Annotated in this window: 20 protein-coding genes and 1 pseudogene; 5 read left to right on the forward strand and 16 right to left on the reverse strand. The window is 64.9% G+C overall.

What is annotated here, in order from left to right:
* The 11 genes and pseudogenes from B0G62_RS31950 to B0G62_RS22490 form a co-directional block, all read right to left on the reverse strand.
* A pseudogene (locus B0G62_RS31950) lies at positions 1-667 on the reverse strand (hypothetical protein); the annotation flags it as partial.
* Positions 668-1,214: 547 nt separating this feature from the next.
* Positions 1,215-3,392: a dipeptide ABC transporter ATP-binding protein gene (locus B0G62_RS22445; RefSeq protein WP_103706419.1), complete on the reverse strand. Its 2,178-nt coding sequence runs from the start codon at positions 3,390-3,392 to the stop codon at positions 1,215-1,217.
* Positions 3,389-4,276 carry an ABC transporter permease gene (locus B0G62_RS22450; RefSeq protein WP_103706420.1) on the reverse strand — a complete coding sequence of 296 codons (888 nt, stop codon included), beginning with the start codon at positions 4,274-4,276 and terminating at the stop codon, positions 3,389-3,391. Before B0G62_RS22450 ends, B0G62_RS22445 begins: the two co-directional genes overlap by 4 nt.
* A gap of 21 nt (positions 4,277-4,297) precedes the next feature.
* Positions 4,298-5,344 (reverse strand): ABC transporter permease, encoded by a 1,047-nt coding sequence (locus B0G62_RS22455; RefSeq protein WP_103706421.1) that lies wholly within the window; start codon positions 5,342-5,344, stop codon positions 4,298-4,300.
* A 35-nt stretch (positions 5,345-5,379) separates the two neighbouring features.
* The gene (locus tag B0G62_RS22460) at positions 5,380-7,089 is read right to left on the reverse strand and encodes an ABC transporter substrate-binding protein (RefSeq protein ID WP_103706422.1); all 1,710 of its coding nucleotides are present in this window, start codon (positions 7,087-7,089) and stop codon (positions 5,380-5,382) included.
* 242 nt (positions 7,090-7,331) lie between these two features.
* The gene (locus B0G62_RS22465) at positions 7,332-8,384 is read right to left on the reverse strand and encodes a HoxN/HupN/NixA family nickel/cobalt transporter (protein ID WP_103706423.1); all 1,053 of its coding nucleotides are present in this window, start codon (positions 8,382-8,384) and stop codon (positions 7,332-7,334) included.
* 13 nt (positions 8,385-8,397) lie between these two features.
* Positions 8,398-8,934 carry a cupin domain-containing protein gene (locus B0G62_RS22470; RefSeq protein WP_244193336.1) on the reverse strand — a complete coding sequence of 179 codons (537 nt, stop codon included), beginning with the start codon at positions 8,932-8,934 and terminating at the stop codon, positions 8,398-8,400.
* 171 nt (positions 8,935-9,105) lie between these two features.
* On the reverse strand, positions 9,106-11,214 hold the full coding sequence (fusA, locus tag B0G62_RS22475; RefSeq protein ID WP_103706424.1) for an elongation factor G: 2,109 nt from the start codon (positions 11,212-11,214) through the stop codon (positions 9,106-9,108).
* 296 nt (positions 11,215-11,510) lie between these two features.
* A complete protein-coding gene (locus B0G62_RS22480; RefSeq protein WP_103706425.1) occupies positions 11,511-12,020 on the reverse strand; it encodes a DUF192 domain-containing protein in 510 nt (169 codons plus the stop codon).
* A gap of 224 nt (positions 12,021-12,244) precedes the next feature.
* The gene (locus B0G62_RS22485; protein ID WP_027817526.1) at positions 12,245-12,445 is read right to left on the reverse strand and encodes a hypothetical protein; all 201 of its coding nucleotides are present in this window, start codon (positions 12,443-12,445) and stop codon (positions 12,245-12,247) included.
* Between the two features lie 376 nt (positions 12,446-12,821).
* Positions 12,822-13,418 carry a pseudouridine synthase gene (locus B0G62_RS22490; protein WP_103706531.1) on the reverse strand — a complete coding sequence of 199 codons (597 nt, stop codon included), beginning with the start codon at positions 13,416-13,418 and terminating at the stop codon, positions 12,822-12,824.
* Positions 13,419-13,754: 336 nt separating this feature from the next.
* On the opposite strand from B0G62_RS22490, the gene icd reads away from it, so the two are divergent.
* Positions 13,755-15,011, forward strand: a complete 1,257-nt coding sequence (gene icd / locus B0G62_RS22495) for an NADP-dependent isocitrate dehydrogenase (protein ID WP_103706426.1) — start codon at positions 13,755-13,757, stop codon at positions 15,009-15,011.
* A gap of 153 nt (positions 15,012-15,164) precedes the next feature.
* Here the strand turns inward: icd and B0G62_RS22500 are convergent, their stop codons facing one another.
* The gene (locus B0G62_RS22500) at positions 15,165-15,743 is read right to left on the reverse strand and encodes a lipid-binding SYLF domain-containing protein (RefSeq protein ID WP_103706427.1); all 579 of its coding nucleotides are present in this window, start codon (positions 15,741-15,743) and stop codon (positions 15,165-15,167) included.
* Positions 15,744-16,464: 721 nt separating this feature from the next.
* Here B0G62_RS22500 and B0G62_RS22505 point away from each other — a divergent pair.
* On the forward strand, positions 16,465-18,051 hold the full coding sequence (locus tag B0G62_RS22505) for a multicopper oxidase family protein (RefSeq protein WP_103706428.1): 1,587 nt from the start codon (positions 16,465-16,467) through the stop codon (positions 18,049-18,051).
* 209 nt (positions 18,052-18,260) lie between these two features.
* Here B0G62_RS22505 and cspD read toward each other — a convergent pair whose 3' ends face one another.
* On the reverse strand, positions 18,261-18,467 hold the full coding sequence (cspD, locus tag B0G62_RS22510) for a cold shock domain-containing protein CspD (RefSeq protein ID WP_017776809.1): 207 nt from the start codon (positions 18,465-18,467) through the stop codon (positions 18,261-18,263).
* Between the two features lie 782 nt (positions 18,468-19,249).
* Here cspD and clpS point away from each other — a divergent pair.
* The 3 genes from clpS (at position 19,250) to B0G62_RS22525 (ending at position 23,397) form a co-directional block, all read left to right on the forward strand.
* Positions 19,250-19,564 (forward strand): ATP-dependent Clp protease adapter ClpS, encoded by a 315-nt coding sequence (gene clpS / locus B0G62_RS22515; protein ID WP_028213389.1) that lies wholly within the window; start codon positions 19,250-19,252, stop codon positions 19,562-19,564.
* Positions 19,561-21,852, forward strand: coding sequence for an ATP-dependent Clp protease ATP-binding subunit ClpA (gene clpA / locus B0G62_RS22520; RefSeq protein ID WP_103706429.1), 2,292 nt, complete (start codon positions 19,561-19,563; stop codon positions 21,850-21,852). Before clpS ends, clpA begins: the two co-directional genes overlap by 4 nt.
* A 138-nt stretch (positions 21,853-21,990) precedes the next feature.
* Entirely contained in the window at positions 21,991-23,397 is a 1,407-nt protein-coding gene (locus B0G62_RS22525) for an amino acid permease (RefSeq protein WP_244193337.1), read from the forward strand.
* A gap of 71 nt (positions 23,398-23,468) precedes the next feature.
* On the opposite strand, the gene dut is transcribed toward B0G62_RS22525, so the two are convergent.
* The 3 genes from dut to coaBC form a co-directional block, all read right to left on the reverse strand.
* Positions 23,469-23,915, reverse strand: coding sequence for a dUTP diphosphatase (gene dut, locus B0G62_RS22530; protein WP_103706430.1), 447 nt, complete (start codon positions 23,913-23,915; stop codon positions 23,469-23,471).
* 44 nt (positions 23,916-23,959) lie between these two features.
* Positions 23,960-24,964: an LLM class flavin-dependent oxidoreductase gene (locus tag B0G62_RS22535; RefSeq protein ID WP_103706431.1), complete on the reverse strand. Its 1,005-nt coding sequence runs from the start codon at positions 24,962-24,964 to the stop codon at positions 23,960-23,962.
* A gap of 61 nt (positions 24,965-25,025) precedes the next feature.
* Positions 25,026-26,255: a bifunctional phosphopantothenoylcysteine decarboxylase/phosphopantothenate--cysteine ligase CoaBC gene (gene coaBC / locus B0G62_RS22540; protein WP_227473017.1), complete on the reverse strand. Its 1,230-nt coding sequence runs from the start codon at positions 26,253-26,255 to the stop codon at positions 25,026-25,028.
* Positions 26,256-26,275 lie beyond the last annotated feature (20 nt).

Here is a 26,275-nt window from a genome sequence, read left to right on the forward strand (position 1 = left end):
CACCGCCACCGCCACCACCGCCACCACCACCACCACCGCCACCGCCACCGCCACTGTTGCCACCGCCACCCGAGCCGGAATTGCTCGATCCGCTGGTCGCACCGCCGACGCCCGAGTTGCCGCCGCGGCCCGTGCCCGAACTGCTGCTTGATCCCGAACTCGTGCTGCCGGACACGCCCGCGCTGGCGGAACTCGACGACGATCCGTTGCCGCCGCGGCCGCCTTGACCGCATTTGCCGCTGTTGGAGCCATAGCAGTTCGTCGGCAGGAAAACCGTGGCCGCATCCGAGGCTTCGCTCACGGTCTCGCTGTCGGGCGCGCCGCCGGTGCCGGCTGTGCCCGCCGTTCCCGGTGCGCCGCCCGCGCCGGCCGCCTTGCCGGGGCCACTCGCACCACCCGCGCCGCTTGCCGGTTCCGCGCTGGCCGCGGCGAACGGACTGGTGCCCGGTCCCGAGCCTTGCACCGGCATACCCGCATCGTTGACGGCGCCGCCGCCTGGCGGCAACGCGGCATCGGCGACGACGATCCAGGTCGGGGACGTGACGTTGCCCTCGGCGTGCGCGCCGATGGCGGGCAGGAGCAGACTGGCTCCCGCCGCGCCGATTGCAACGATTGCGAGTCCTCGGCCAACCCGGTAGCAGTACTGATGAAATGATCTGTTCTTCATGACGTCCTCCCGGGAAGCGATGGCGAGCGTCCGCTTCGCTTCTCTTGCGCCTTGTGTCTGGCGCCGCGCAGAAACTGCAACGGCGTCGACCCCCGTCAGGCTGAATCCGCTCTACGCCGGTGTGCGCTCCATACGTGGGGGCGTCACGTCATGCCGGTTGAAACGGTACACGAGGCACACGGCCGGCTTCGCATCGGATGACCGGTTTGTGCAGGAGTCCTTGCCGATTGTCGGAGCCCTATGACGGGGCGGCAGAAAGCAGGTGCGTCGTGCGTCCGGTCATCCGTTCGTCCGGCGAGGGCGTAGCGCATGGATGCGCGGCGGAACCTCGTCAGGCGGCGACCGGATGCCTGGGGTCTATATAGCGAGTTCTGTGCCATCCGGCGCAGAAGGCCGCGCACAGAGGACTTAACAATTGACCTACGATGCTGCCGCAGAAAAAATCGCTGAAAACGTTTCGGCGATGAAACGTGTCATTGCCGGATGTCGAATTGCGTTGCAAATGCGGACAGCGCAACGAATTTCGTCTGATCTTCGGCGCGCCTTCTTACGACTTGCCGGGAGCCACGGCGCTCGCGCGTTGCAGTTCGCGCAGTTCGGCGGCGGGGATGTGGCAGCGGATGCGATGGCCGTCCGTATCGGATACGAAGGGCGGGGCGATTTCGTCGCACTGCGCGCCGAGCTTGCGCGGACAACGTCCGCTGAACACGCAGCCCGTGCCGGTGGAGGGCGTGCCGCTGGCGGCCGCGTCGCGCGTCGGTTGCTTTCCTGTCGCTGAGGCGGCGTTCAGCAGCGTTTCGGTATAGGGATGGCAGGGGCCGCCGAGCACGGCGTTCGCCGGGCCGCTCTCTACTACGTGGCCCGCGTAGAGCACCATGACCCGATCCGCGAGATAGCGCACGACGTCGAGATCGTGCGAGATGAAGAGATAGCTCACGCCGCGTTCGCGTTGCAGACGGGCAAGCAGGTTGAGAATCGCCGCCTGCACCGAGACATCGAGTGCCGAAGTCGGCTCGTCGCAGATCACCACGCGCGGATCGCCCGCGAAGGCCTGGGCGATCGCCACGCGCTGCTTGAGGCCGCCCGAAAGCTGCCGCGCCCGCGCGTTGAGATAACGGATGGGCACGCGCACCGCATCCAGCAAGCCGGCGATGCGGGCTGTGTTCGCGCTGCTCATGCGCTCGCCCCCGGCACGCGCGAGCGCGCGTCCTACCAGCCGGTTGACGGGCAACGCGCGATTGAGCGAAGCGTCGGGATGCTGGAACACGATGCGCAGCGCCCGTAACGCTTGCGCGTTGCGCCGCGCGAGACGCCCCGCGAGCGGCTGGCCGTCGAGTTCGACGATGCCGCCTGCGTCGGCGGCATGCACGCCCAGCAAGAGCTTCGCGAGCGTCGTCTTGCCGCTGCCCGATTCGCCGACGAGGCCGAGCGTTTCGCCCGCGCGCAATTCGAGCGAGACGTCGTTGAGCACGCGCAGCGACCGCGCGCCGTGACCGAAGGTCAGTGAAAGATGAGTCGCGCGCAATACGACTGGCATGGCCGCATTCACGGCGGGCTGGCCTGTCTGTGCGCTTGCGCGCACATCGATCTCATCGATGTCGCTCGCCTCGGCTGCCTCGGCTGCATTGGCGGCATCCGCGACGGGCAAGTCGATGGCGCGCTCGTGGTAATGGCAGCGCGACATCTGTTCGCCGTGCGGCGCTTCCATGCGATGCGGCGGCGGCGCGTGCTCGTGGCAGCGCGCGTCGGCCATACGGCAGCGCGGGGCGTAGATGCAGCCGTGCGTGAGCGTGCCTGGCGCGGGCAGCTCGCCCGCGATCGTATCGAGCGTGCCGTGCGCCCTGGTGCGGCCAGGCGCCGGCAGGCAGCGCAACAAACCCACCGTGTACGGGTGGCGCGCGCGTGCAAACACGTCCTGCGTCGGGCCTTCTTCGACCAGACGCCCCGCGTAGAGCACGCCCACGCGCTCGCACATGCGCGCGATCACGCCAAGATCGTGGCTGATGAGCAGCACCGCCATGTCGAGTTCTTCGCGCAGTTGCGCGACGAGCGCGAGGACTTCGGCTTCGACGGTGGCGTCGAGGCCCGTGGTGGGTTCGTCGAGGATCAGCAAGGTGGGATTGGAGGCGAGCGCCATGGCGATCACCACGCGCTGCTGCATGCCGCCCGAAAGCTGATGCGGCCAGCTCGCCATCACGCGCGCGGGATCGGCGATGCGTACGCGCGCGAGCATCGCGTGCGCCTGATCGAGCGCATCGGCGGGACTCGCGCCCGCGGCTTCGAAGGCCTCGCTCAACTGGCGCACGATCGTCAGCGTCGGGTTGAGCGCGCTCGCCGGGTCCTGATAGACCATCGATACCTTGTGCGCGCGCAACAGGCGCAGGCCTTCGCGATCGAGCTTGAGGACGTCCTCGCCCGCAATCGCGATGCGTCCGGATTTCACGCGGCCGTTATGCGCGAGGTAGCGCAGCACGGCCAGCGCGACCGTCGATTTGCCGCAGCCCGATTCGCCGACGAGACCGTAGGCCTCGCCGCGCCCGATGCGCAGCGAGACGTCGGTGAGCACGTCGCGCTCGCGCCCACGCACGCGGTACGACACGCTCAGGCCGACGAGCGCGAGCGCATCGTCGGCGCGCGGCGCGCCGAAGGTGGCGAGGGCGGGGCTGCGCGATGGGCGTGCGTCCGCGCGGGTGGCCGCGCCTTTGCCTGTGTCAGGGCGGTTCACGTTTGCAGCACCTCGCGCAGACTGTCGGCGATCAGATTCACGGCCACCACGAGCGAGGCGATCGCGAGCGCATCGAACGCCACGCTCCACCACGCGCCGCCCGCGAGCAGCGCATACGACTCCGCCAGCGCCAGGCCCCAGTCGGCGGAAGGCGGCTGGATGCCGAAGCCGAGAAACGAGAGCGTCGCCACCGCGAAGATCGCATAGCCCAGACGCACGGTGGCCTCCACGACGATCGGCGGCCAGACGTTGGGCAGGATCTCCGCGAACATCACGTAGAGTGCGCGCTCGCCGCGCAGGCGGGCGGCGGCCACATAGTCGAGATGGCGTTCGGCCAGCACGGCGGCGCGCACCGTGCGCGCGACGAGCGGCGCGAAGGTGATGCCGATCACCAGCACGACGGCGAGATTCGACGCGCCCACCGCCGCGAGCACCAGCAGCGCGACGATCACGAGCGGCAGTGCGAGCACGGCGTCGAGCGCGCGCGCGAGCAGCGTACCCGCCCAGCCTTCGAGATAGCCCGTGAGGAGACCGAGCGCCGCGCCCGCGAGCGTGCCGGCCAGGGTGGCCAGCGGCGCGATCGTGAGAATGTCGCGCGCGCCGACGATCACGCGCGAGCAGATGTCGCGGCCGAGCTGATCGGTGCCGCACCAGTGTGCGTGGTCGGGCGGCGTCAGCGAACTGAGCGGATCGGACGCGTAGGCGTCGTACGGCGCGATCCATGCGCCCGCGAGCGCGCAGACGATCCACGCGAGCAGGATCAGCGCGCCCAGCACGAAGGCGGGCGAGCGCAGCAGGAGACGCAGCGTCGCGAAGCCTCGCGACGACTCGTGCGGGGTGACGGACGCGCCGTCGTTGATCGTTTCGGAGGCCGTATCGTTCATGCGTGCTTTGTCGGCAGGTCTTTATCGGCTGGCGGGATTGCGCAGGCGCGGATCGAACAGCGCGTGCAGCAGATCGGCGCCGAGATTCGCGAGCGTGTAGACGAGGCCCACCGTGAGCACGCCCGCTTCAAGCAAGGGGAAGTCCTTCGCCTTGGCCGCGTTGTAGATCAGCGAGCCGATGCCCGGGTAACGGAACAGCGATTCCACCACCACCAGCCCGCCGATCAGATAGCCGAGCTGCGTGGCCGCCACCGTCACGCTCGGCAGCAGCGCGTTGCGCAGCACGTGGCGCACGATCACGGTATGGCGCGGCAGGCCCTTGAGGATCGCGGTGCGGGTGTAATCGGCGTCGAGCGCGTCGAGCATGCCCGCGCGCGCGATCCGCGCGAGATAGCCGAAGAACACCAGCACGAGCGGCAGCACGGGCAGCACGAGATGACGCAGCGTCTCGAACGCACCCGCGTCGGGCGGCGCGACGGCCTCGATCGGCAGCCAGCGCAGCCACACGCCGAACACGAGAATCAGCGCGATCGACGAGACGAACTCCGGCACCGCGCTCGCGCACAGCCCGAGCGTGCTGATCAGGCGATCGAGCCAGCGCCCGCCGTTGAGCGCGGCCCACACGCCGCCGCCGATGCCGAGCGGCACCACCACGACGAAGGCGAAAAAGCCGAGCTTCGCCGATTGCAGCAAGGCGTCGCCGACCATCGGCGCGACCGGCTGGCGAAACGTCCACGAACTGCCGAGGTCGCCGCGCAATGCGTGGCCGATCCAGGCGGCGTATTGATCGAGCAGCGGGCGGTCCGCGCCCAGTTGATGATTGAGCGCGGCGACGGCGCGCGCATCGGCAAGCGGCCCCAGCACGGCGCGGCCAATGTCGCCCGGCAGCAACTGGCCGCCCGCGAACACGAGCACGGAGAGCAGCCAGAGCGTGAACAGCGCCCACGCGGCGCGTTGCGCGAGAAAACGCGCCGCGCCGCCGCCGGGAGCCAGCGGAGGGCGGCTCGGGCGGCTCGGGCGGCTCGGGCGCGGCTCGGGGTGAGGCGGTTTCGTCAGCTCGGTGGCCATCGTCCTGGCAAAAGTGCGCAACTGAGCGCAGCGAATCAGCCCGCGAGCGTGGCGCGGTCGAAGTACAACTGCGCGAGCGCCGTGAAATGCACGCCGGAGAGCGTCGTGCGCTGCGCGATCAGCTGATCGTAGAAGTACGGAATGACGATCGGCGTTTCGTCGAGCAGCAGCGTCTGGATCTGCGCCGACACCTGCTTTTGCGCCGCCACGTCGAGCGTCGCCACGAACTGCGCCACCAGCTTGTCGTACTGCGGATTGCGGAAATGCGCCGCGTTCCATGTGCCGCCGCTCGTGAGCGGTGCGTTGAGGAACACGTTCGGCACGCCGCGATGACCGTAATCGGTGATGCCCATCGGCGCGTCTAGCCAGTCCGATTTGCCGTAGGTGCCCGCGCCGTAGTACTGCGACTGGCTCTCCACCTTCAGCGCGATGCGCACGCCGATCGCCTTGGCCGCGTTCTGCACGACCACGGCCAGATCGGCGATCTCCATGTATTTCTCGGTCGTGAGTGTGACGTCGAAGCCGTTCGCCACGCCCGCCTGGGCGAGCAACTGACGCGCCCTGGCCAGATCCGCCTTGCGTTGCGGCACGGTCGTGGCCGTGGACGGGAAGATCGGCGCGAACGGGCTGTCGTTGCCCACCACGGCGCGGCCCTTGAAGAGGCCGCGCACCATCACGTCGCGATCGAGCGCGAGCGCCAGCGCCTGGCGCACGCGCTTGTCCTTGAACTGCGCGACATCGTTGCGCATGTGGATCTGGCGGTGCGCGCTCGAACGCACGCCGATCACCTTGAAATCGGGATTGTTGAGGATGCCGAAGCCGCCCTGCACGGTGAAGGTGCCCATCACATCGGCCTGACGGCCCTGCAGTGCGAGAATCTGCGCCTGCTCGTCGGCGTAGAAGGCGAACTGCACGCGCGCGGGCAGCGCCTTGTCGCCCCAGTAGCCGTCGTGGCGCACGAAACTCGCGCCGCGCCGCGCTTCGTACTTGTCGAGCTTGAACGGCCCGGTGCCGATAAAAGTTTTCTCGTAGTTGCCCGCGTAGTTTGCAGGCAGCAGCACGGCGTTGTAGTTGTCCGAAGAAACGTAGTACGGAAAGTTGCCATTGGGCGCGTCGAGATGAAACGCGACGGTGTGTTCGTCGATCAGCTTCGTGCCGCCCTTGGACAGCACGCCCTTGAGCACGGACAACGCCGCCGAACCGCTGGCCGGATCGGCGAGCCGGTCGAACGTGGCCACCACGTCCTTCGCGCCGAACGGCTGGCCGTCGTGGAACTTCACGCCGGTGCGCAGCTTGAAGGTCCAGACGTCGGCTTTGTCGTTGGGCTGCCAGGAGAGCGCGAGGGCCGGTTGCAGACGGCCGTCGGCGTCGTCGTTGGCGAGAAATTCGCCGGTCTGGTTCAAGAGGCACAGTGCGCCCGCGTCGGTGACGGTGAGCGGATCGACCGCGCCCGCCGGCATCAGATGCGCGACGCGGATGGTCTGGTCGCCCGGCTTGCCCGCGCCCTGGGCGCGGGCGCCGCGCGGCGCGATCAGCCCGCCGCCTGCGAGCGCGATGCCCGACAGGCCCAGCACGCCCGCGTAGCGCAGCAGTTCGCGGCGGGTGAGGCGGCCGGCGAGAAACTCGTCGATGGCGTGGTTGCCGTAGTCGCCGGCTTCATGGCGCAAGGGTTCGAGAGTGGACGATGCGCGCTGGGGCGCGAGCGGGCGGGAAGGCCTGGACTGCCTGGACTGCGGACGTTTCATCGGCGCGAGATTCCGTGCGGTTCCGTGGATGGGCGCGACCGCATCGAAGCGGACACGACGGCGGCATACGGGTGCGGCAGACGACGGATGAGGCTTGCGCGGCCAGTTTACGCGTTTTCGGAGATCGGCACGAGGACCAGGGTTGTGCGGGGTTGCGCGCTCGCGCGAGTGAGGGCAGGCATGTAGTGCCCAAGGTGGCCGCGCTTGCGCGTCAAGGGACGCGCAAGCGGCGCAGGCGTGCGCTATTGCATGGGAATCGAGGGAGTCGTTGGCGTCGCCGCGGGCCGGCGCCAGCGATGAAACAGCACCGAGCCGATCCAGCAGGCGATGAAGAGCGCGACGATGCCATAGCCGAGTTCGCCGAAGCGGTCGTTCAGACCCGCCGCGACCGACCACACGCCGCCGCTCGCGCCGAGCCTGTCGCCGATCAGTCCGACGGCCTCCACGCCGCCGATGACGATTGCCACCAGCGCCGACACGAAAGTGATGCTCGCGTTGTAGTAGAGCTTGCGCCTGGGGTCGTCCATGGCCCAGCCGTAGGCGTGCACCATCAGCACGTTGTCGGTGGAATCGACGAGCGTCATGCCTGCGGTGAAGAGCGCCGGAAACACGAGGATCGAGTACATCGGCAAGCCCTTGCCCGCTTCGGCGGCGGCAATGGCGAGCAGGCCGATCTCGGTGGCCGTGTCGAAGCCCAGGCCAAACAGCACGCCCACGGGATACATATGCCAGCTCTTCGTGACGAGCCTGAAAAGCGGGCGCAGCGCGCGCGACAAAAGCCCGGCGGGGGGACTCGCCTGCGCCGCGAGCGTCGCGGCATCCTCGCCTGGCTGCGCGCGCCCGGCGATTCGATAGCGCCGCCACACGTCGCGCAGGATCACGAGATTCACACCGGCGAGCACCAGCAAAAAGCCCGACGACACCAGCGTGCCGATGGTCGAACCGATCTCGTGAAACTGTTCGAAGCGCCCATGCAGCGTGAGCGCCGACAGCGCGATGCCCACGGTCGCCGCGATCACGATGGTCGAGTGTCCCAACGAGAACGCGAGGCCCACGCCCAGCGGCTGCTGGCCGCGCTGCATCAGCTTGCGCGTGACGGCGTCGATGGCGGCGATGTGGTCGGCGTCCACGGCATGACGCAGGCCGAAGCCATAGGCGAGCAGGGCGGTGCCGAGCAACAGCGGATAGTGGCGAAAGGCGATCAGCGCCCACGCCCACGCCGCGAGATTCGCGGCGATCAGCACGGCATAGAGCGGAATCAATCGGCGGCGCAGCGGCCTGGCGGTGTGTGTCATGCGAAGGCGGTGTTCAGTGATCGTGCGGATGACGATGGATCGGATCGACCCAGTAGACCGTCTCGGGCGCTTCGACGGCGTCGATGTTCAGGTTCACGACGACGGCCTCGTTGTCGCTGCGCACCAGCACGCATTCGAGCGGATCGTCGGTGCTGGCGTTGATTTCCTGGTGCGGCACATAGGGCGGCACGAAGATGAAATCGCCCGGCCCGGCTTCGGCGGTGAATTCCAGATGCTCGCCCCAGCGCATGCGCGCGTGGCCGCGCACGACGTAGATCACGCTTTCCAGCGCGCCGTGGTGATGCGCACCCGTCTTCGCGTTGGGGTGGATCGTCACGGTGCCGGCCCAGATCTTCTGCGCGCCCACGCGCGCCGCGTTGATGGCGGCGGCGCGGTTCATGCCGGGCGTCTGCGCGGTGTTGCTGTCGAGCTGGTCGCCGCGAATCACCTTCACACCGTTCTCGCGCCAGTCGATGGGCGCGCCATCGTGAGGATGTTCGTGCGCATGTTCGTGCTCATGCTCGTGCTCAGGGTCGTGATCGTGACTCATCGTCTGTCTCCTTGTTGCGTCGGCTGCGCGCCGCGCGCAATGTCATCGGCGCATTGTGGCATGGTCAAAATTGCGGCGCGCGCATGTGAAAAAGCCCGTCCAGGAAGGGACGGGCTTGCGTGTGCGCAGCAACGTCTGCGGTGCCTGCGCGGTGCCTGCTCGTTGCCTGTATTACGTCTTCTTCGCGTTGATGACCGCTTCGGCGACGTTCTGCGGCGTCTCCGCGTAGTGCTTGAACTCCATCGTGTAAGTGGCGCGCCCTTGCGTGAGCGAGCGCAGCGACGTCGAATAGCCGAACATTTCGGACAGCGGCACTTCAGCGCGCACGATCTTGCCGCCGCCGCCCGCGATGTCCTCCATGCCCTGCACGATGCCGCGACGGCTCGACAGATCGCCCATCACGTTGCCCATGAAGTCTTCGGGCGTTTCCACTTCCACCGCCATCATCGGTTCAAGCAGGATCGGCTTCGCCTTGCGCATCGCTTCCTTGAAGGCCATCGATCCGGCCATGCGGAAGGCGTTTTCGTTCGAGTCGACGTCGTGGTACGAGCCGAAGGTGAGCGTGACCTTCGTATCGACCACCGGATAGCCCGCGAGCACACCGGCCTTCAGCGTCTCCTGGATACCCTTGTCCACGGCCGGGATGAATTCGCGCGGAATCACGCCGCCCTTGATGGCGTCGACGAACTCGTAGCCCTTGCCCGGCGTCTGCGGTTCGAGCGTGATGACCGCGTGGCCGTACTGGCCGCGCCCGCCCGACTGCTTGACGAACTTGCCTTCGACATCCTCGACCTTGTTCTTCACGGTCTCGCGATACGCGACCTGCGGCTTGCCGACCGTCGCCTCCACGCCGAACTCGCGCTTCATTCGATCGACGAGAATTTCCAGGTGCAGCTCGCCCATGCCCGAGATGATGGTCTGGCCGGATTCCTCGTCGGTCTGCACGCGGAACGACGGGTCTTCCTGCGCGAGACGGTTGAGCGCGATGCCCATCTTTTCCTGGTCGGCCTTGGTCTTCGGCTCCACGGCCTGCGAGATCACGGGCTCGGGGAAGATCATCTTTTCGAGGATGATCGGGTGCGCGGGGTCGCATAGCGTGTCGCCGGTCGTGGCTTCCTTCAGGCCCACGGCGGCGGCGATGTCGCCCGCGCGCACTTCCTTGATTTCCTTGCGCTCGTTCGCGTGCATCTGCAGGATGCGGCCGAGGCGCTCCTTCTTGTCCTTGATCGCGTTGAGCACCGTATTGCCCGACTCCACCACGCCCGAATAGACGCGGAAGAAGATCAACTGGCCGACGAACGGATCGGTCATGATCTTGAAGGCGAGCGCGGAGAACGGCTCCTCGTCGTTCGGATGGCGCTCGATTTCCTTGTCGTGCAGATCGTGGCCGAGAATCGCGGGCACATCGACGGGCGAGGGCAGATAGTCGATCACGGCGTCGAGCATCGCCTGCACGCCCTTGTTCTTGAACGCGCTGCCGCACAGCATCGGCACGATTTCATTGGCGATCGTGCGCTTGCGCAGCGCGCCCTTGATCTCGTCCTCGGTCAGGCTCTCGTGATCTTCGAGGTATTTTTCGAGCAGCGTCTCGTCGGCTTCGGCGGCCGCCTCGACCATCTTCTCGCGCCATTCCTTCGCCGTTTCCAGCAGGTTCGCGGGAATCTCTGCGTACTCGAACTTCACGCCCTGGCTTTCGTCGTCCCACACGATCGCCTTCATCTTCACGAGATCGACCACGCCCTGGAAGTGATCTTCCGCGCCCACGGGAATCTGGATCGGCACCGCCACGCCCTTCAGGCGCTCGCCGATCTGCCGCTGCACGCGAAAGAAGTCCGCGCCGACGCGATCCATCTTGTTGACGAAGGCGATGCGCGGCACCTTGTACTTGTTCGCCTGGCGCCACACGGTTTCCGACTGCGGCTGCACGCCGCCGACCGAGTCGTACACCATGCACGCGCCGTCGAGCACGCGCATGGAGCGCTCGACCTCGATCGTGAAGTCCACGTGCCCCGGCGTGTCGATGATGTTGATGCGGTGCTCGGGGTAATTGCCGGCCATACCCTTCCAGAAGGCGGTCGTCGCGGCCGAGGTGATCGTGATGCCGCGTTCCTGTTCCTGTTCCATCCAGTCCATGGTCGCCGCGCCGTCATGAACCTCGCCGAGCTTGTGATTCACACCGGTGTAAAAAAGGATGCGTTCGGTCGTCGTGGTTTTGCCGGCATCGATGTGAGCGCTGATGCCGATGTTCCGGTAGCGCTCGATGGGAGTCTTGCGAGGCACGGTGATCTCCTTGGAATGGACGCGCCATGGAAAGTGCCGGACAGCGCGCGGCGCGGCCTGCGCGTGATCCGGCGGTCCGCGTGGCGGCTGGTCCGGATGGCTCCGGGCCAGCGTGGTCCGCGCGGCGGACTACTAGGATAGCGCTTGCGCGAGGCTTTTGCAGAAACAGCGCCGGAGCGGGGCGCGAGCCCGACAGCGGCCGTGACCGGACGTAAAAAAACCGGCGCCGCCTGAAGCGGGGCCGGTTTGGGGAGCGAGGCCTGGAGGCGCGTTCGCGCCGGCGCCTGACGCAACGCTTATTGCATCGGCGGCAGACCGTCGATCTTCATGCCGGGCTTGATGCCCTTCGACGTGAAGAAACCCTTGCTCATTTCCAGCGCGTAGACGCCGTTGTTGCGCGGGCAGTGATTGTTGGTCGTTTCGGCATCCATCTCGTCGATGTCGGTGATCGTGCCGTCGGCGCGCATGAAGGCGATCGACAGCGGGATCAGCGTGTTCTTCATCCAGAAGCAGTGCACGGCGTTTTCGCCGAACACGAACAGCATGCCCTCGTTGGGCGCGAGCTGCGTGCGATACATGAGGCCTTGCTCGCGGTCCGCATCATTGGCGGCGACGGCGGCGTCGATCACGAACATGCCTGCCGTGAGCTTCAAACGCGGGAAATCGCCGGGCTGCTTTGCGCCTGGCGGCATCTGCTGGGCGTGTGCCGGCGAGCTGATGAGAGCCGACGTCAACGTGAAAGCCGACACGGTGGCAAACGCTGCGAGCGCGCAACGCGCGATCAACGGGCGCAGGGAAAATCGCACGAGTAGCTCCTTGCTAGAGATTAGTCCGCGCATGTTACGCGACCAGGTCGGCGCGGGTCAAAACTTGCAGCGCGATAACACGGGATCGCAGCGAAATCACGCGATGACACCGCAAAAAAACGATGCTGCAAAAACAAAAGGCAGAGCGCCTTGCGACACTCTGCCTTTCAAACGAAGCGAAGATCGGCGCGGTGCGCCATTCTCCGAGACGTCTTACAACAAGCTTACTCCGAGGCTGCCGAAGCTGCTTCAGCCTTAGCTGCTGCCTTCTTGTGCGACTTCTTGTGCGACTTCTTGTGCGAAGCCTTGTGTGCCGACGAAGCAGCAGCTGCCGGAGCAGCCGAAGCAGCTTCCGGAGCCGAAGCTTGTGCGAATGCAGCCGATGCGAAGAGGCCAGCGACCAGAGCAGCGATCAGTTTGTTCATTTTGTGAATCCTCAGCTTGAGTTAATTAACCAAGTGACCCGGTTATTGGATCAGGTCGGTAAACGTGCCATCCACCTTTCGGTTGACAGTCGGATCGACAAATTCTCGTGAACTTGCAATTCGTGTCTGCCAGCGGTCGGGACCGTGCATTGCTGCCTGGACCCTGAAGGCTGAATGCCGGATAGCTTCGGGCGGCATCTGCGTGGTTTAACGCATGGTCTCGCCAGACGGTTGACGCGAAATTTTCCGAAGTTTTTCGATGTTTTCGGATGTTTTCATTAGCTTCGTGCTTTTTCGACTATGCGCGGCAACTCAAAAGCAGCGCTTTTTTCAGGCCCGAATCGGCTTCAATGCCGAAAAAGTGCTTGCGCAACAGTCACTTGTGCGTGCGCCGCGCGTGCGATGCAGGCTTCCACGGAGCCTCCGTGGGGACGTCGACGCTGTCGCCAGGCGCAAGACCCAGCGAAAAAATATCGAGAGAACCGATCGCGACACGCACGAGACGCAGCGTAGGAAATCCCACGGCGGCCGTCATGCGCCGCACCTGACGGTTTTTTCCTTCGCTGATGGCGAGTTCGATCCAGGTCGTGGGAATCGCCGCGCGAAAACGGATAGGCGGATTGCGCGGCCAGAGAATTTGCGCATCGGCATCGGCAATTTTCCTTGCTCGACATGGCTGTGTCACAAAGTCCCCGAGATCGACACCGCGTTCGAGCGCTGCCAGCGCATCGTCGCCGGGCGCGCCTTCCACTTGCGCCCAATAGCGCTTTACGAGCTTGCGTTTCGGTTCGGCGATGCGCGATTGCAAGGCACCATCGTCGGTGAGCAGAAGCAGTCCTTCGCTGTCGGCATCGAGACGGCCCGCCGGATAGACGTTCGGCGTCTTGACCCAGTCCCCGAGCGACTGGCGCGTCTCGTGCGGCGAAAATTGACAGATCGTGCCGAAGGGTTTGTTGAGGGCGATCAAGCGCATGGCGAAAGAAGCAAAATGCAAAACGGTGAAAGGGCAGGCGCCGCGATCTTAATGCATATCGCGCCGCAGACCGCGCAACGTATTAGCTGCTGCATCTCATGGGTCTTATATAAGACATGAGATATCAGCTAGCTGAACTCCGGCGCTGCCAGCAGCATGAAGGCGCTGCGCGGCCCTTGCGAGGGCGCGGGCACGAGCGTTCGGGGCGTGGGCTAGAATAACGGCCAGAACCCGGCGTCGCCCAGGCTGCAGCAGGCTTCACCCCGGCGCCACCCAGAATAATTGCATTGCGAACTGTTCGCGCTCCGCAGACCGATCCCCCTACTGGAGTTGATCATGCCGTATCAGCACATCAAGGTCCCGGCGGGCGGTGAGAAGATCACCGTCAATCCGGATTTCTCGCTCAATGTCTCCGACCAGCCGATCATTCCGTATATCGAGGGCGACGGCACGGGCGTCGATATCACGCCGGTCATGCTCAAGGTGGTCAATGCAGCCGTGGAAAAAGCCTACGGCGGCAAGCGCAAGATTCACTGGATGGAGATCTACGCGGGCGAGAAGGCCACGCGTGTGTACGGCCCCGATGTCTGGCTGCCCGACGAAACGCTGGACGTCGTGAAGGATTACGTCGTGTCGATCAAGGGACCGCTGACGACGCCGGTGGGCGGCGGCATCCGCTCGCTGAACGTGACGCTGCGCCAGCAGCTCGACCTCTATGTGTGCCTGCGGCCGGTGCAGTACTTCAAGGGCGTGCCCTCGCCGGTGCGCGCGCCGGAGAAGGTCAACATGGTGATTTTCCGCGAGAACTCGGAAGACATCTATGCAGGCATCGAGTGGCCCGCGGATTCGGAGGGCGCGAAGAAGCTCATCGCTTTCCTGCGCGACGAAATGGGCATCTCGAAGATCCGCTTCCCCGACAGCTCGGGTATCGGCGTGAAGCCGGTATCGCGCGAAGGCACGGAGCGTCTCGTGCGCAAGGCGATCCAGTACGCGATCGACAACGAGCGCCGCTCGGTGACGCTCGTGCACAAGGGCAACATCATGAAGTTCACCGAAGGCGCGTTCCGCGACTACGGCTACGCGCTCGCGCAGAAGGAATTCGCGGCGGAACTGATCGACGACGGCCCGTGGTTGAAGATCAAGAATCCGAAGACGGGCGCCGACATCGTCATCAAGGACGTGATCGCCGACGCCTTCCTCCAGCAGATCCTGCTGCGCCCGGCTGAATACGACGTGATCGCCACGCTGAACCTGAACGGCGATTACATCTCGGACGCACTGGCGGCGCAGGTGGGCGGCATCGGCATCGCGCCGGGCGCGAATCTGTCGGATTCGGTGGCGATGTTCGAAGCGACGCACGGCACGGCGCCGAAGTACGCGGGCAAGGACTACGTGAATCCGGGCTCGGAAATTCTGTCGGCGGAAATGATGTTGCGCCACCTTGGCTGGACCGAGGCCGCGGATCTGATCATCGCGTCGATGGAAAAGTCGATCCAGCAAAAGCGCGTGACGTATGACTTCGCGCGGCTGATGGAAGGCGCGACACAGGTGTCGTGTTCGGCCTTTGGGCAGGTGCTGATCGACAACCTGTAAGCGCTTGTAGGCGCTGTCAGTGCGCGACACAAAAACCCCGGTGGACCATCGCGTCCGCCGGGGTTTTTGTTTTGGATCATCGAATAACCTGATGAGTTATATTAGTTATCCAAATTGATTTGTCGGGCGCTATCCGTCGGCAAACGGTGGGGCTTAGTTGCTGAGCCGGGTAATTTTCTGGCCTTGCACGCCGAGCCCCGCCATCAGGCCCGACTGCCCGTAGATGAACGCGTAGACGTCCGAGCGCGCGGTCGTGGTCGTGACGTCCCTGGCGATGCCCTCGTCGGCGACCACGACGCTCGGACCCACGCCGACCGACCAGCCGTCAGCGGTATCCAGGTTCTGCACCGCATCCGGCGTCATCAACACCATGGCTTCCGAGAAACTCTGCGCGCCGGCTTGCAGGCCCCACGAGACAGCGCCCGCGCTGTAGTAGCCCTTCACGCTGCCGTCCGGTCCGAACAGGACGCCGCGTCCACCCGACCCGCCAAGCAGGAAGCCGGCTTTCACGATGCTGGGGAAGATCAGCACGCCGGCGGCGTTGGCGCTCAGGTTCCTGGCGCTCGGGGTCGTGGCATAGAGGTTGTTCAGGGCGACTCGCGCTTCGCGTACGAGTTGCGCGTGCGAGGCGGCTTCGCTGCTTGCCGATGAGGTGGTGAAGCCCGTGGTCGAACAGGCGGCGACGAGCATGGCGGACATCAGCGCAGCGATGCGCAGGGGTTTGAGTGACATGGTGTAGGGCGCTCCTGGTTCGTATTGGATGAACGCTCGCCAGCGAACAGGGAGGTATCAATACGCCAGCGAGGACGTCAGATCTTATCGAGCAGTCCTGTGGGAGTCCTTGTCCTGGTCACGCCTTATCGTGCGTTAGCGTGCGCGTTATCCGACCTTGTGTGCGCTATCATGACGAGCATCAATCGCGCGTCGTCTTTCTCATGGCCGTTCTGTGTCGCTTCCTTCTCGTTTGCGTGTTGGCGCTGTCAGGCATGTGCGGCGCGAGCGCGTGCGAGCGCATGCTGCACGACGCGCAACCGCCTTCAGTCAGCCATGTCGTGCTCGCGCAGATGACCGGGCGTGCCCATTGCAGCGGCGTTGGTCACACCGGATGTGACGACTGCGGCCGCTGCCACGCGGGTTGTTGCAGCGTGGGCTGCGGCGTGCATTGCGGGTTGCCCGCGCTCGAATCTCAAATCGATACCCACGCGCCGGCGCACGACGCGCCTTCAGTGCACGTAGCCGCCTTGCGCTCGGGCATCATCCACGCGCCTCCTCTGCCTCCTCCGATCGCCTGAACGCAGGCCCGTGCACGCATACGTGAACTGGGCCGGGATCAGACGAAATGCTTCGTACGACGTGACGTATGTCATGCACATGACGCGCATGGACGTATTGCGTGCGAAGGCGATGCCGGCCTGCGCTGCTGCGCAGGCAGCCGTATTTGAGGAATTCATCGATGAAACGCAGAATGTTTTTGTCCGGCGTGCTGGGCGCCGCTACCGCTTCGCTGTTCGCGCGCGCGTCGTTGGCCGGGGAGTCCGGCGATGGCATGTCGGGAATGCCTGGCATGGCTGATATGACGCACGCTCCGGCGCCCGCGCCACTCGCACCACTCGCGGCGGTTGACGCGTTGGCCGCTGGCGCACCGCTCGCCAACTTGCGTACGCTCGCCAACGAAAGCCGCGAAGCGGGTGTATTTCGCGCAACATTGATCGCGCAACCCGCCGCGCATGCGTTGCTCGCGGACACGCCGCCCACCACCTTCTGGCAGTACGACTCAGGCGCAGCGAATAACGACGGTCCCATGATCGGTCCGCTGATCGACGTGCGCGAGGGCGATCGCGTCGAGATCCGCTTCGTCAACCGCCTCGCGCAGCCCACGACGATTCACTGGCACGGTCTGCCCGTGCCGCCCGATCAGGACGGCAATCCGGCGAATCCGATCGCGCCGGGCGCCATGCATGTCTATCGCTTCACCTTGCCGAAGGGCAGTGCGGGCACCTACTGGTATCACCCGCATCCACACATGCAGACGGCGGAGCAGGTGTTTCGCGGGTTGGCGGGGCCGATTGTCGTGCGGTCCGCCGACGATCCGCTCGCGGACTGGCCCGAGCGCCATCTGTTCGTCTCGGACCTGAAGCTTGCCGCCGACGGCACGATCGCGGCCAATAGCATGATGGACTGGATGAACGGCCGCGAAGGCCAGTTCGTGCTCGTGAACGGCGCACGCGAACCGCGTATCGGGATCGTGCGCGACGAGCGCTGGCGCGTCTGGAACGGCTGCAACGCGCGCTATCTGCTGCTGGCGTTCGACGACGGCCGCGCGTTCGCCCAGGTGGGGACCGATGGCGGCTTGCTGGGCGCGCCGCGCGAGGGTCTGACGTCGTTGTTGCTGGCGCCGGGCGAGCGCGTTGAGCTGATCGTGCGCGCGGGGCAGGGCGCGTCGTCGGCGCGTCTGCTCGCGGCGCAGTACGACCGCCGCAAGATGGCGATGACGCACGGCAGCTTGCCGCCTACGCCGATGGCGACGCTGGCCCAGGTGGCATTCGCGCCGCAGGCAGCGTTCGCAGGCAAAGCGCTGCCTGCTCAGCTGCGGCCGATCGCGCCGCTCGTGCCATCGAATGTCAAAAAATCCGTCGTGTTCGGCGAGGCGATGGACATGCACGCGATGCACCAGCCGGGTGCATCGCAGCGCCGAATGCCCCAAGGTATGCACTTCATGATCAACGGCGAGTCATACGACCCCGCGCGCATCACGCTCACGAGCCGTCGTAATGAAGTCGAACAGTGGACGATTGCGAACCAGACGGATATGGATCATCCCTTCCATCTGCACGGTACGCAGTTTCAGGTGCTTGCGCGCGAGTCGGGCGGCAATCGCATCGACGAGACCGTGCTCGCATGGCGCGACACGGTCAACGTGAAGCCCGGGGAAAGCGTGCATCTCGCGACCGTTCAGCATGAAGCGGGTGATCGCATGTTCCATTGCCACATCCTCGAACATGAGGATCTCGGCATGATGGGCACGCTGCGTGTCACGTAACTTGTTTTATCTCGCGTGCGCTACCACGCACGAATGAAAACAATGTGAATAATTGTGGCGATTGTGCAAAGCATTCCAGGTGTTTTATTCAAATCATCTGGCGTGCAATGACACAGAAATAACGCCGCAAAAGCGCGCGCCTAAAAAGCATTCAGACAAAAAAGAAACCCGGCCGAAGCCGGGTTCCCAAGGTACGGGTACCGAACGTATCAGGCCGCTGCCTGAATGTTCGATGCCTGTTTACCCTTCGGGCCTTGCACGACCTCGAAGCTCACCTTCTGACCTTCTTTGAGGGTCTTGAAACCATTCATCTGAATGGCCGAAAAGTGAGCGAACAGATCCTCGCCGCCTTCATCCGGCGTGATGAACCCGAAACCCTTCGCGTCGTTGAACCACTTGACCGTACCGGTTGCCATACCAACTTCCCCTGTAACTCATGTCACTACCACGAGCAGTTCGAAAAGCTAAACGATCGCGGAGTGCGATCGCCCCCTCCTCACAAGCTCACCAACGGCATTTTTTCGAAAATTAAAGGCGGTTGAAAAAAGTGCCAGCTTGATTGTTGAGGCTCTTTATTCTGGTGTCAAGAATATTTTGAGACGTTCCCGGACGCGTTGTAAAGATCGCATTTCCAGGGTTTTTCCGGCTTTTCTAGCGGGCTTTGCTGCTGCGCCTGGTGCGTGCCTTAGTGAGTGCCTTGGTGAGTTCAATACGCAGTGAGTTGGCGCCTGGTGCATCGGGTTCGCTTTTTGTCCCTACGCGCCCAAAGGGGTTGCACGGCTCATCTTGAAAAGTCGCATAATCGACTCACATGGGAAGCACGGCGGGAGCGGGCGTTAGCGCAGCGGAAAGCGTCGTTCAGGCAGACATCGGGCGCACGATGGCATGGAAACTGTTTGCAAGCGTGCGCAGGCCGACAAAGCGTGCCTGAATGGCCCGAGGGCGCTGCCCACGCGAGCGCGCAGGTTGTGCGATACTCGATTCGACGGTGGCCCGAAAGCTGCTGGCAGGAAGAATCGAACCGGCCCCGCAGCCGGGCGCCCACGCAAGTCGCGGTCAGGGCGAAGTTGATCGAGCCCGGAACGGGAAAGGCGCAGGGATTGCCCGTTGATGTCGGGGCGCCGGAGCCAGCTTCACCGAACGGCCGGTCGGGTTTCGGCAGGATTGCGGGCCTGTCCGAGTTGTTTAGAATGGGTGTATGGCGATTATCCCGGACAAGCAGGATTCAACCGTACTGGAGCGGCAGGAGCAAAAGGTCAAACCGCCCTCCATGTACAAGGTCGTGCTGATGAACGACGACTACACGCCGATGGAATTCGTCGTGATGGTCGTGCAGGAGTATTTCAATAAAGACCGCGAGACCGCAACGCAGATCATGTTGAAGGTCCATCGCGAGGGCAGGGGTGTTTGTGGGGTCTATACGCGGGACATCGCGTCGACCAAAGTTGAGCAAGTCGTTACCCACGCACGGCAGGCCGGGCATCCGCTGCAGTGTGTGATGGAGGAAGCATGATTGCCCAGGAACTGGAAGTCAGCCTGCACATGGCGTTCATGGAAGCACGTCAGGCGCGGCATGAGTTCATCACGGTCGAACACCTTTTGCTGGCGCTGTTGGATAACCCGACAGCAGCGGAAGTGCTGCGAGCGTGCGCCGCGAATATCGAAGACCTGCGACAGAACCTGCGCAACTTCATTCACGACAACACCCCTACGGTGCCGGGAACGGACGACGTCGACACACAGCCGACGCTCGGGTTCCAGCGCGTGATCCAGCGCGCGATCATGCACGTCCAGTCCACTTCCAACGGCAAGAAGGAAGTGACCGGTGCGAACGTGCTGGTCGCGATCTTCGGCGAGAAGGACTCGCACGCGGTGTACTACCTGCAACAGCAGGGCGTCACGCGTCTGGACGTCGTGAACTTCATTTCGCATGGCATTGCGAAGACCGGCAGCGGCGAAGCCGCCAAGTCGAGCGACGCCAGCGCGGAAGCGGAAGACGCCGCAGGCCAGAAGGAAACCCCGCTCGCCCAGTTCACGCAGAACCTGAACCAGATGGCGAAGGATGGCCGCATCGATCCGCTGATCGGGCGCGAATCCGAAGTCGAGCGCGTGGTGCAGGTGCTGTGCCGCCGCCGCAAGAACAATCCGCTGCTCGTGGGTGAAGCCGGCGTGGGCAAGACCGCGATCGCGGAAGGCCTCGCCTGGCGCATCACGCGCGGCGAAGTGCCGGACATCCTGGCCGACGCGCAGGTGTACTCGCTCGACATGGGCGCGCTGCTCGCGGGCACGAAGTACCGCGGCGACTTCGAGCAACGTCTGAAGACGGTGCTCAAGGAGCTTAAGGAACGTCCGCACGCGATTCTCTTCATCGACGAAATTCATACGCTGATCGGCGCGGGCGCGGCATCGGGCGGCACGCTCGACGCGTCGAACCTGCTCAAGCCTGCGCTTTCGTCGGGCACGCTCAAGTGCATTGGTGCCACGACTTTCACGGAATATCGCGGGATCTTCGAAAAAGACGCTGCCTTGTCGCGGCGCTTCCAGAAGGTCGACGTGATCGAGCCGACCGTCGAGCAAACCGTCGCGATCCTGCGCGGCCTGAAGTCGCGCTTCGAAGAGCACCACGGCGTGAAGTATTCGTCGGGCGCGCTCAACGCGGCGGCTGAACTGTCGGCGCGTTTCATCACGGATCGGCACTTGCCCGACAAGGCGATCGACGTAATCGACGAAGCGGGTGCCGCGCAACGCATCCTGCCGAAGTCGAAGCAGAAGAAGACCATCGGCAAGAGCGAGATCGAAGAGATCATCTCGAAGATCGCGCGCGTGCCGGCGCAAAGCGTGTCGCAGGACGATCGCAGCAAGCTGCAGACGCTCGACCGCGATCTGAAGGCCGTGGTGTTTGGCCAGGACCCGGCAATCGACGCGCTGTCGGCGGCGATCAAGATGGCGCGTGCGGGTCTGGGCAAGACGGACAAGCCAATCGGCTCGTTCCTGTTCTCCGGTCCTACGGGCGTCGGCAAGACCGAAGTGGCGCGTCAGCTCGCGTTCACGCTTGGTATCGAGCTGATCCGCTTCGACATGTCCGAGTACATGGAGCGTCATGCGGTGAGCCGTCTGATCGGCGCGCCGCCGGGCTATGTCGGCTTCGACCAGGGCGGTCTGCTCACCGAAGCCGTCACCAAGAAGCCGCATTGCGTGCTGCTGCTCGACGAAATCGAGAAGGCGCATCCGGATATATTCAACGTGCTGCTGCAGGTGATGGACCACGGCACGCTGACGGACAACAACGGCCGCAAGGCGGATTTCCGCAACGTCATCATCATCATGACGACGAATGCGGGCGCCGACACGATGAACAAGTCCACGATCGGTTTCACGACGCGCCGCGAACAAGGCGACGAAATGGCCGATATCAAGCGCCTGTTCACGCCGGAGTTCCGTAACCGTCTGGATTCGACGATCAGCTTCCGTGCGCTCGATGAGGAAATCATCATGCGCGTGGTCGACAAGTTCCTCATGCAACTGGAAGACCAGTTGCACGAGAAGAAGGTCGATGCGCTGTTCACCGATGCGCTGCGCAAGCATCTGGCCAAGCACGGCTTCGACCCGCTCATGGGCGCGCGGCCGATGCAACGCCTGATCCAGGACACGATCCGCCGTGCGCTCGCCGACGAACTGCTGTTCGGCAAGCTCCTGAACGGCGGCCGCGTGACCGTGGATGTCGATGCGGAAGACAAGGTGCTGCTCACGTTCGACGAGCAACCGGCGACACGGCCGCCGGAGGCGGTCGAAGTAGAATAAGCGGTTTCCGCTTCAGGTCAGCCGGAACGGCGCGGACTTCACGGTCCGCGCCGTTTTGTTTTCTGTGCGCAAGTTCGGCGAACGGCGTCGAACTTGCGCGCATCGTAGGCGTCAGGCCGCATGCCGTAGAGGGTGAAGGTGAGTTCAGATAAAAAGAGTGCGTTCGATTCCATCGTCGAGCGCGAACGCGGCCTGCGCCGCGGGCTGTCCGCGGGTCAGATGACCATGATCGCCATCGGCGGCGCGGTCGGCACGGGCCTGTTTCTCGGCAGCGGTTTCGCCATCGGCTTTGCCGGTCCGGGCGTGCTGATTTCCTACGCGATCGGCGCGCTGATCGCCTTGCTGCTGATGGGCGCGCTCGCCGAAATGACGGTCGCGCATCCCACCTCGGGTTCGTTCGGCGCTTACGCCGAGCATTACATCGGGCCGCTAGCGGGTTTTCTCGTGCGCTATGCGTACTGGTCGGCCTACGTGCTGGCGGTCGGCACCGAAGTGTCGGCCATCGCCGTGTACATGAAGTTCTGGTTCCCGCATGTGCCGGGGCTGTACTGGGTCGTGGGCTTTTCGGCGGCGCTGATCGTCGTGAACGCGATGAGCGTGCGTGCCTACGGCAGCATCGAATACCTCTTCTCCAGCCTCAAGATCGCCGCGATCGTGGCCTTCATCGTGCTCGGCGCGTGGTTCGTCTGGCATGCGCCGGCGGATTCGGGCGTGGGTGTGGCGAATTACACGTCGCATGGCGGCTGGCTGCCCAAGGGCTGGTGGGGCGTGTGGGTGGGCACGATCGTGTCGCTGTTCAGCTATCTGGGGCTGGAAACCATCGCCGTGGCCGCCGCCGAAGCGCAGGACCCGCAGCGCGCCGTCACGCGTGCGTTCCGCGCCACCATCGTGCGCCTCGTGCTGTTCTATCTGCTCACGCTGGCGCTGATGCTCGCCATTGTCCCGTGGACCGAGGCGGGCGGCAACGAAAGCCCGTTCGTGAAGGTGATGGCCGAAACCGGCGTGCCCTACGCGGCGGGCGCGATCAACTTCATCGTGCTGGTGGCCGCGCTCTCGGCGATGAACAGCCAGCTCTACATCACCACGCGCATGATGTTCAGCCTTTCGCGCGCGGGCTATGCGCCCGCCGCGTTCGGCCGCCTCACGCGCCAGGGCGTGCCGACGGCGGCGCTGTCGCTCTCGACGATCGGCATCGCGGTGTCGGCCGTGCTCAACGCGCTTTGGCCGCAGACGGCGTTCACGCTGATGATGTCGATCGCCATGTTCGGCGCGATGTTCACGTGGCTCATGATCTTCGTCACGCAGATTTTCTTCCGCGTGAAGAACACGGGCGAGCCGCTGAAATTCCGTATGTGGGGCTTTCCGTTCACGAGCGTGCTGGGCGCGCTCTTGATGCTGGGGATTCTGGCCGGCACCGCATTCACGCGCGAATTCCGCATGACGCTTGCATACGGTGTGGCCTTCCTCGTGGTGCTGACGATCGTGTATCTGCTCTGGTATCGGCGGCGTCATGAAGTTGCGGCCGCAACGAACGCCGCGCAGTAAAGGCCGGCAGCCAGAAGCAAAAAAGCACGCCTTCGAGCGTGCTTTTTTGCGGCTGCCGGAAAGCGTGAAGCTCAGTGCTTGCCGGTGCTGCCGAAGCCGCCTTCGCCGCGTTCGCTCGCTTCGAAGTCATCGACGATATTGAACTGCGCCTGCACGACCGGCACGATCACGAGCTGCGCGAGACGCTCCAGCGGGTTCAGCGTGAAGGTGGTGTGGCCGCGGTTCCAGGTGGAGATCATCAGTTCGCCCTGGTAATCCGAGTCGATCAGGCCGACCAGGTTGCCGAGCACGATGCCGTGCTTGTGGCCAAGACCCGAGCGCGGCAGGATCAGCGCGGCGTAGCCCGGATCGGCGAGGTGGATCGCGAGGCCCGTCGGGATCAGCTTCGTTTCGCCCGGTTCGAGCGTGACCGGCGCGTCGAGGCACGCGCGCAGGTCGAGGCCCGCGCTGCCCGGCGTGGCGTAGTGGGGCAACTGGTCGCGCATGCGGTCGTTGAGGATCTTGATGTCGATTTTCATGAGGTAAGCGGTTAGGTCGGTTTGATCGAGGCAGCTTGGGTCACTCAGGCGCGGGGTAACTCAAACGCCTCGGCGAGCAATTCGTACGAGCGCAGGCGCGCCTTGTAGCTGCCCGCGACGGTGAGCACGACGAGTTCGTCGGCGCCAAAACGCTCTTGCAGCGCGTGCAGGCGTTCCGTGACGCTCTCGGGCGTGCCGATGATGCTGCGCGGCTTCTCGCGGTCAATCACGATCTGCTCGCGCTCGCCGTATTCCTGCGCGCGGCCTTGTTCGAGGCTCGGAATTGGCGCGTTCAGGCCGTAGGCCATCTGCACGCGGCGCAGATCGACGGCTTTTTCCAGGTCGGCGGCTTCGGCTTCGGTATCGGCGCAGATCGCGAACACCGCGCAGGCCAGATACGGCTTCGCTTCATGGCCCGGCTGGAAGCGCTCGCGATAGGCGTTCGCCACCAGATGACCGAAGTGCGCGTTGATGAAATGCGCGAACGTGAAGCGCAAGCCCAGTTGCGCGGCGAGGTCGCCGCCAAAGTCGCTGGAGCCCAGCACCCAGAGCTGCGGTCGCGTGGCGATCTGCGGTTGCAGCACGACGCCGTGCGCGAGATGGCCGGACGCCAGCGTGCCGTCCATCAGGCCGACGAGATCCTGCACCTGCTGCGCGAACTGGTCGCCGCGATTGTAGGCGCCGGCCGCCACCGCTTGCGCGGTGCGCATGTCGCCGCCCGGCGCGCGGCCCACGCCCAGATCGACGCGGCCCGGAAAGAGCGCTTCGAGCATCATGAACTGCTCGGCGACCTTGAAGGGGCTGTAGTACGGCAGCATGATGCCGCCCGAGCCGATGCGGATGCGCTTCGTCACGCTGCCCAGGCGCGCGAGCAGGACTTCGGGGCAGGGGTTGCACACGCCCAGCAGGCCGTGGTGCTCGGCGCACCAGTAGCGCGTGTAGCCGAGGTCATCGGCCAGTTGCGCAAGCTCGATCGTGGCGGCGATGGCGTCCGCCGCGCTATGCCCGGCGATCACGGGCGACTGGTCCAGTACGGAAAGCAGTGTCATGGCAGTACGGCTCCTTCAACTTCGTGTCCTGACTGACGTGCGCGGCGCGTTGCCGCGCGTATCAGGACAGGATGCCCGTATCCGGCAGACGTTTCGCGATTTCGGCGATCAGCGTCTGCGCGAGCGTGATCTTGGCCGCGCGCGGCAGCGGCGTGCGGCCGCTGGCTTCGAACAGCACGACCTCATTGTCGTCCTGGCCGAAGGTGAGCGGGCCGAGGTTGCCGATCAGCAGCGGCACCTTCTTGCGTGCGCGTTTTTCCTCGCCGTGCACGTCCAGGTCGCCGCTTTCGGCCGCGAAGCCCACGCAGTAGGGCGGGTGGGGCAGCGCCGCGACCGAGGCGAGAATGTCGGGGTTCTCGACGAAATTGAAGCTCGGCATACGCTGCTCCGCCGTCTTCTTGATCTTGTGTTCCGCAACGTGGTCAACTCGCCAGTCGGCCACCGCCGCCACGCCGATGAAGACATCGGCATCGGGCACGCCGCGCATCACGGCGTCATACATCTGCTGCGCGGTCTGCACGTTCTCGCGGACCACGCCCCACGGCGTGTCCAGCGCGACCGGCCCCGCGACCAGATGCACTTCGGCGCCTGCCTGCTGTGCGGCGCGCGCGAGCGCGAAGCCCATCTTGCCGCTTGAGCGATTGGTGATGCCGCGCACCGGATCGAGCGGCTCGAAGGTCGGCCCGGCGGTGATCAGGAGCTTGCGGCCCGCGAGCACCTTGGGCGCGAAGAACGCGACGATCGCTTCATAGACGGCTTGCGGCTCCAGCATGCGCCCGTCACCGACTTCGCCGCAAGCCTGCGGGCCGGAATCGGGGCCGAGCGTTTCGATGCCGTCCGCGCGGATCTGCGCGACGTTGCGCTGGGTGGCCGGGTTCTGCCACATCTGCCGGTTCATGGCCGGCACCACCAGCAGCGGACAATCGCGCGCGACGCACAGCGTCGAGAGCAGATCGTCGGCGAAACCGTTGGCGAGCTTGGCGATGAAGTCGGTCGAGGCGGGCGCGATGACGATCGCATCCGCTTCACGCGACAGGTCGATGTGCGCCATGTTGTTGGGCACGCGGCCGTCCCACTGGCTCGTGTAGACGGGGCGCCCCGAGAGCGCCTGCATCGTCACGGGCGTGATGAACTGCGTGGCCGCCTCGGTCATCACGACCTGCACGGTCGCGCCGGCCTTGGTCAAGAGGCGCGTGAGTTCGGCGATCTTGTAGCAGGCGATGCCGCCCGACATGCCGAGCACGAGATGGCGTCCGGCCAGCTCGCCCGGCGTTGCTGCGGAGGTGTTCAAGGCAGGTCTCCTCTGTCTCG

The sequence above is a fragment of the Paraburkholderia eburnea genome, assembly GCF_002917095.1.
GTDB lineage: Bacteria > Pseudomonadota > Gammaproteobacteria > Burkholderiales > Burkholderiaceae > Paraburkholderia > Paraburkholderia eburnea.